The organism is Candidatus Hydrogenedentota bacterium (genome assembly GCA_016791475.1).
In the GTDB taxonomy this organism is placed as follows: Bacteria; Hydrogenedentota; Hydrogenedentia; order Hydrogenedentales; family JAEUWI01; genus JAEUWI01.
The window spans coordinates 1-776 of the sequence record JAEUWI010000185.1 but is presented as its reverse complement, the minus strand read 5'-3'; the positions used below and the strand labels follow the sequence as shown (position 1 = coordinate 776).

Annotated in this window: 1 protein-coding gene; it reads right to left on the bottom strand. The window is 61.5% G+C overall.

The features are described 5' to 3' along the window. Positions 1-224: 224 nt before the first annotated feature. Positions 225-776: inner-membrane translocator (locus JNK74_28600; protein MBL7650147.1), on the bottom strand; the 552-nt coding region annotated here is incomplete at its 5' end.

The following is a 776-nucleotide window of genomic DNA, read 5'->3' as shown; positions in this document are numbered from 1 at the left end:
TGAGCAAAAAACCGATTTTGATGGGTTGTTCTTGGGCTCGCGCGGCCGACGGCAACAGCGGGGAGACGGCCAGCGCGAGCAGCAGCCCCGCGAGGCGGATCGCGGCCAACGGCTCGACCGTTCTGCGGGACGGTGGTTTTGACCTGTTCATGACGCCCTCCGGGTAAAATTGATGGGGCCCTTGGCTGCGGGGAGCGATGGACGCCCGCTCCCGCAATCGCTGCTTACCCGCGTTTCTTCTTGCTCAGCACGTCAAACCACACCGCCAGGATGATGATGCAGCCCTTGATGATCAATTGGTAAAAAGTCGGCACTTCCAGCAGGCTCATGCCATTGTTCAACACGCTGATGATAAACGCGCCGATCACCGTACCGATGATGGTGCCCACGCCGCCGGAGAAGCTGGTGCCGCCGATGATGACCGCCGAAATCGCGTCCAGCTCGAACATGTTGCCGAGATTGGGGGACGCGCCGTTCAGCCGCGAGGCCAGCATGATCCCGGCCAGAGCCGACAAGGTGGTGATGATGCAGTAGATGGCGAACTTCATCCGCTTGATGTTGATGCCCGACAAGCGCGCCGCTTCCTCGTTGCCGCCCATCGCGTAAATCCGGCGGCCGAATTTGGTGTGTTGCAGCGTGAAGCTGCCGATGAAAGCGATGACGGCGAAAATCGCGACCGGGTAGGGTAGCCCGCGATAGGAAAAGGCGTACAGGGTAATCGCGCCGGCCAGCACGATCACCGCCGCCGCCGCGATCGGTTCCTGCGGTTTGACGGT